This window comes from Rhodococcus yananensis (assembly GCF_020515525.1).
In the GTDB taxonomy this organism is placed as follows: Bacteria; Actinomycetota; Actinomycetes; order Mycobacteriales; family Mycobacteriaceae; genus Rhodococcus; species Rhodococcus yananensis.
The window spans coordinates 1-5,133 of the sequence record NZ_JAIYEP010000136.1; the positions used below are offsets into that span (position 1 = coordinate 1).

At 67.4% G+C, this 5,133-nt stretch carries 4 protein-coding genes; 1 reads left to right on the plus strand and 3 read right to left on the minus strand.

From position 1 onward, the window contains the following. Window positions 1-72: 72 nt before the first annotated feature. Both LDQ05_RS19150 and ctaC read right to left on the minus strand, forming a co-directional pair. Window positions 73-489, minus strand: a complete 417-nt coding sequence (locus tag LDQ05_RS19150; protein ID WP_226438541.1) for a cytochrome c oxidase subunit 4 — start codon at window positions 487-489, stop codon at window positions 73-75. 39 nt (window positions 490-528) lie between these two features. Next, entirely contained in the window at window positions 529-1,581 is a 1,053-nt protein-coding gene (gene ctaC / locus LDQ05_RS19155) for an aa3-type cytochrome oxidase subunit II (RefSeq protein WP_226438542.1), read from the minus strand. A 335-nt stretch (window positions 1,582-1,916) separates the two neighbouring features. Here ctaC and asnB point away from each other — a divergent pair, with 335 nt between their 5' ends. Next, window positions 1,917-3,860: an asparagine synthase (glutamine-hydrolyzing) gene (asnB, locus tag LDQ05_RS19160; protein ID WP_226438544.1), complete on the plus strand. Its 1,944-nt coding sequence runs from the start codon at window positions 1,917-1,919 to the stop codon at window positions 3,858-3,860. Window positions 3,861-3,929: 69 nt separating this feature from the next. Here the strand turns inward: asnB and LDQ05_RS19165 are convergent, their stop codons facing one another. Beyond that, window positions 3,930-4,898: a carbohydrate kinase family protein gene (locus LDQ05_RS19165; protein WP_226438543.1), complete on the minus strand. Its 969-nt coding sequence runs from the start codon at window positions 4,896-4,898 to the stop codon at window positions 3,930-3,932. Window positions 4,899-5,133: the final 235 nt, after the last annotated feature.

The following is a 5,133-nucleotide window of genomic DNA, read 5'->3' on the forward strand; positions in this document are numbered from 1 at the left end:
CACCGACCGACGAAAAGCGGGCGCCGCACACTCCCGGTGTGCGGCGCCCGATTCGACGAACTCGGAGAACCGTCAGTGCTTCTCCGGTCCGAGGTGGTACTCGAAGACCAGCCCCGCGGTGGCGGCGAGGATCAGAGCGACCGCCAGGACGATCATCCAGACGTGGAAGAACGCGAGCGCGATCGCGGCGAACGCGGCCGCACCGGCCAGCAGGATCGGCCAGTAGCTGCCGGCACTGAAGAAGCCGAGATCACCGGCACCGTCACTGACCTCGGCGTCCTCGAAGTCCTCGGGCCGCGTGTCGAGACGACGCGCGACGAACCGGAAGTAGGTTCCCACGATCAGCGTCAATCCTGCGGACAGGACGACCGCGGTGAGTCCGGCCCACTCGATACCCTTGTCCGACAGCCCCGTGAAGGTGCCGTACACGATGGCCACGAGCACGAAGAACACCGTCACGACTTCGAAGATTTTGGCTTCGATATTCATTTCAGCACTTGTCCTTGTCGGTGAGAGGTGTCCGGGCCGTCACTCGCCGCTCGCGGCGCGGGTCGTACGGTCGCTGTCGAACGGAAACGTGGTGATCGCGAGGGGATCCTGGCCGATCGCTTCGAGCGCCTGCGCGTTGGTCAGGCCCTCACCGCCCTCCGAGACCGGCTTCCGGAGCTCGATGTACTTGGCGAAGTCCTCCGGCTTCACGGCACGGACCTCGAAGTTCATCATCGCGTGGTAGGTGCCGCACATCTCGGCGCAACGACCGACGAAGGCGCCCTCACGCTCGATCTCGCTGATCTGGAACACCGGATCGGAGTTGTTGTTGATGGGGTTCGGGTTCACGTCACGCTTGAAGAGGAACTCCGGAACCCAGAACGCATGGATGACGTCCGACGACGCGAGGTGGAACTCGATGCGCTTGCCGGTCGGCAGCACCAGAACCGGGATCTCCTCGCTCGTGCCGAGGGTCTCGATCTTGTTGTAGTGCAGGTAGGACAGATCCTCGGTGGGCTGACCGTGGATCGGGCCGGGCTGCGCGTGGTCACCGGCGTGCTCCGGATCGAACGGCTCCTGCGCGACGGCTTCCTGCGCGAGCACATCGGTGCCGTCGTAGCGCTGCGTGCCGTCACCGAGATCGACGGTCCGGTAGCCGAACTTCCAGTTCCACTGGAACCCGGTGACGTCGACGACGACATTCGGGTTGTCTTCCTTCTCGAGCACGTAGCTCTGCACCACGACCGTGAAGTAGAAGAGAACACAGACCGCCACGAACGGCGCGGCCGTGTACAGCAGTTCGAGCGGCACATTGTAGGCCGTCTGCCGCGGGAACTCCGGGGAGTTCTTCTTCTTGCGGTGGAACAGCACCACCCAGAAGGTCAGACCCCACACCAGAATGCCCATGACGAGGGCGGCGACTACCGACCACGTCCACAGTTCACGCATACGCTCGGCCTGCGGAGTCACACCCTCCGGCCAGCCGAAACGAAGGATTTCTTCGCTCGAGCACCCGGACAGCACCAAGGCTGCAATGCCGAGTGATGCTGCGAGCCCGAACCGCCGAAGGATCCGACCTTGCGCCACGTTCACGCCTTCCTGATCGCCGCAATTCCACTAGGGCACACCCGGAGGGCCGGCCCAATTACTACGCAGCGTAGACCAAAGCCGGCCGCTATCCACGCTCGGGGGCGAAGAACATGCCGAGAACGCGAAATCGGCCGCACACCGACACTGTGACGGCGCATTTCGCGTGGGACCGCTCACCGCGTGTCGACCGCGGTGCCTCGGGACGCCGCGGTCGTGCACCTGCGGCATACTTCATGGTGACCAACGTCGGATCCCACCGCGTAGTTCCCGGGTGTCCCCACGCGGCGCGCGACCGGGACCGGCGCACCTGACGAATGGGAATCGAGGTAGCGAACTCCGTGTGCGGACTGCTCGGGTTTCTGACCAATGACGGCACGAGCGACGACGCGGTCGCCCGGGTGGCCGACGCCATGCACTGCCTGCGCCACCGCGGCCCGGACGAACACGGCACATGGCACGACGACGACCTGGTGTTCGGGTTCAACCGACTGTCGATCATCGACATCGCGCATTCGCATCAGCCGCTGCGCTGGGGCCCGCCCGAGCAACCGGGCCGGTACGCGCTCACCTTCAACGGCGAGATCTACAACTATCTCGAGTTGCGTGCCGAACTGGCCGAGCAGCACGGCGCAGAGTTCACGACCGAGGGCGACAGCGAGACGATCGTCGCCGCATTCCACCACTGGGGTGCCGATGCGGTACGGCGCCTCCGCGGCATGTTCGCGTTCGCGATCTGGGACACGGTCGAGCGGGAACTGTTCGTCGCGCGCGACCCGTTCGGGATCAAGCCGCTGTTCATGGCCACCGGTTCCGCGGGAACCGCGTTCGGCAGCGAGAAGAAGAGCCTGCTCGAACTCGCCGACGTCATCGGCATCGACACCGATCTCGATCCGCGCGCCGTCGAGCACTACACGGTGCTGCAGTACGTGCCCGAGCCGGAGACGTTGCACCGGCAGATCCGGCGGCTCGAATCTGGCTGCCACGCACGGTTGCGGCCGGGCAAGGAACCGGAGATCACCCGCTACTTCCGACCCACGTTCCCGGTTCGTCCGTTCGCGGCAGGCCGGGAACAGGACCGCTACCGCGAGATCGCGGAGGCACTCGAGGACTCGGTCGCCAAGCACATGCGCGCCGACGTGACCGTCGGTTCGTTCCTGTCCGGCGGCATCGATTCGACGGCGATCGCCGCGCTCGCCAAGCAACACAACCCGGACCTGATCACGTTCACCGCCGGGTTCGAACGCGCAGGCTACTCCGAGGTCGACGTCGCCGCGGAGTCCGCCGCGGCGATCGGAGCCAGGCACATCGTGCGGGTCGTCTCCCCCACCGAGTTCGCCGCCGCCATCCCGGAGATCGTGTGGTACCTCGACGACCCGGTCGCCGACCCCGCTCTCGTTCCGCTGTGGTTCATCGCGCGCGAAGCCCGCAAGCACGTCAAGGTCGTGCTCTCCGGCGAGGGTGCCGACGAGTTGTTCGGTGGCTACACGATCTACCGGGAGCCGCTGTCGTTGAAGCCGTTCGAGTACCTACCGGCGCCGCTGCGCCGCGCCGCGGGGAAGATCTCCGACCGTATCCCCGAGGGAACACGCGGGAAAAGCCTGCTCCACCGTGGCTCGATGACCCTCGAGGAGCGCTACTACGGCAACGCGCGCAGTTTCAACGACGCGCAGCTGCGCGCGGTGCTGCGCGACTTCCGGCCCGAGTGGACGCATCAGGACGTGACGGCCCCGATCTACGCGCAGTCCGCGGGCTGGGACCCGGTGGCACGGATGCAGCACCTGGACCTGTTCACCTGGCTGCGCGGCGACATCCTCGTCAAGGCCGACAAGATGACGATGGCCAACTCCCTGGAGTTGCGCGTCCCCTTCCTGGACACCGAGGTGTTCCGGGTGGCGTCGCAGGTGCCGCTGGACCAGAAGATCACGTCGGGACGCAAGGGCGTGCCGGCAACCACCAAGTACGCGCTGCGTCAGGCGCTCGAGGGCATCGTGCCGCCGCACGTGCTGCACCGCGCGAAGCTGGGTTTCCCCGTCCCGCTCCGGCACTGGCTTGCCGGCACCGAACTGTACGACTGGGCACACGAGGTGATCACCGAGTCGGGCACCGATCACCTGCTCGACAAGGCCGCCGTCACCCGGATGCTCGTCGAGCACCGCGCCGGCCCCATCGACCACAGTCGCCGCCTGTGGACTGTTCTGTGCTTCATGATCTGGCACGGCATCTTCGTCGAGCAGCGCATCACCCCGCAGATCCAGGAACCGACGTACCCCGTGGAACTCTGACGGACGATCCCGCATGCACCGATCCCCGGGGACGACGTCCCCGGGGATCGGTGTGGTCGTCGGGTGGTGTCAGAGGACGGCGGCGATCTCCTCCGCCGCGACCGCACCGTACGCGTCGGTGAGACGCTTGAGCGCGTCGTCACGGTCGAAGTCCCATTCCTGGGTTCCGGTGGTCTCGAGGACGTGCACGGCGACGAGCGACCCGAGCTGTCCTGCTCGTTCGACGCTCAGACCGGCGCGGTGCCCCAGCAGGAAGCCCGCGCGGAAGGCGTCGCCCACCCCGGTCGGGTCGACCTTCGCGCGTTCGGGCACGACACCGACCTGGGTCCAGTTGCCGTCGGCGTCGACGATCCGGGCGCCGTTCGCGCCGAGGGTGGTGATGCGCAGGCCCACCTTCGCGGCGATCTCGTCGTCGGTCAGACCGGTCTTCTGCTGCAGCAGACCCCACTCGTACTCGTTGGTGAACAGGTAGGCGGCCCCGTCGATGAGCGCTTCGGCCTGACGCCCGTCGAGGCGGGCGAGTTGCTGCGACGGGTCGGCGACGAACGGAATGCCCAGGCGACGGCACTCGTCGGTGTGCCGGATCATCGCGTCCGGATCGTTCGCTCCGACGAGAACGAGGTCCACGCCGTGCGCCGTGACGATGTCGGCGAGCGTGATGTCGCGTGCCTCCGACATCGCTCCCGGATAGAACGACGCGATCTGCGCCATGTCGACGTCGGTGGTGCAGACGAAGCGGGCGGTGTGCGCGGTGCTCGACACGTGCACCGCCTCGCAGTTCACGCCGTGCTCCTCGAGCCACGCGCGGTAGTCCGCGAAGTCCGCGCCGACGGCGCCGACGAGGACGGGTGAGCCACCGAGAACGCCCATCGCGAAGGCGATGTTGCCGCCGACTCCGCCGCGACGGACGACGAGGTCGTCGACGAGGAAACTCAGCGAGATGTGGGCGAGCTGGTCGGCGAGCAGCTGCTCGGCGAAGCGGCCGGGGAACCGCATGAGGTGGTCGGTGGCGATGGAGCCGGTCACGGCGATGGTCACGTGGCTGGGCCTTTCCGCGGTGGGTGCGTGGTCGGGTGGACGTGCTCGGTCGACGTTCCGGGTGGACGACCGCAGCGCACCACGGTACCCCGGCCCCCGCGACCACGCGGGAGGCGCCGACCGTCACACTCCGTGGTCTGCCGCGCCGGCGTCCGCCGCACAGGCCACCCGGACGCGCGAGGGCCCCGGCACGGTGTCGTGCCGGGGCCCTCGGTACCGGACTCGATACGGGACC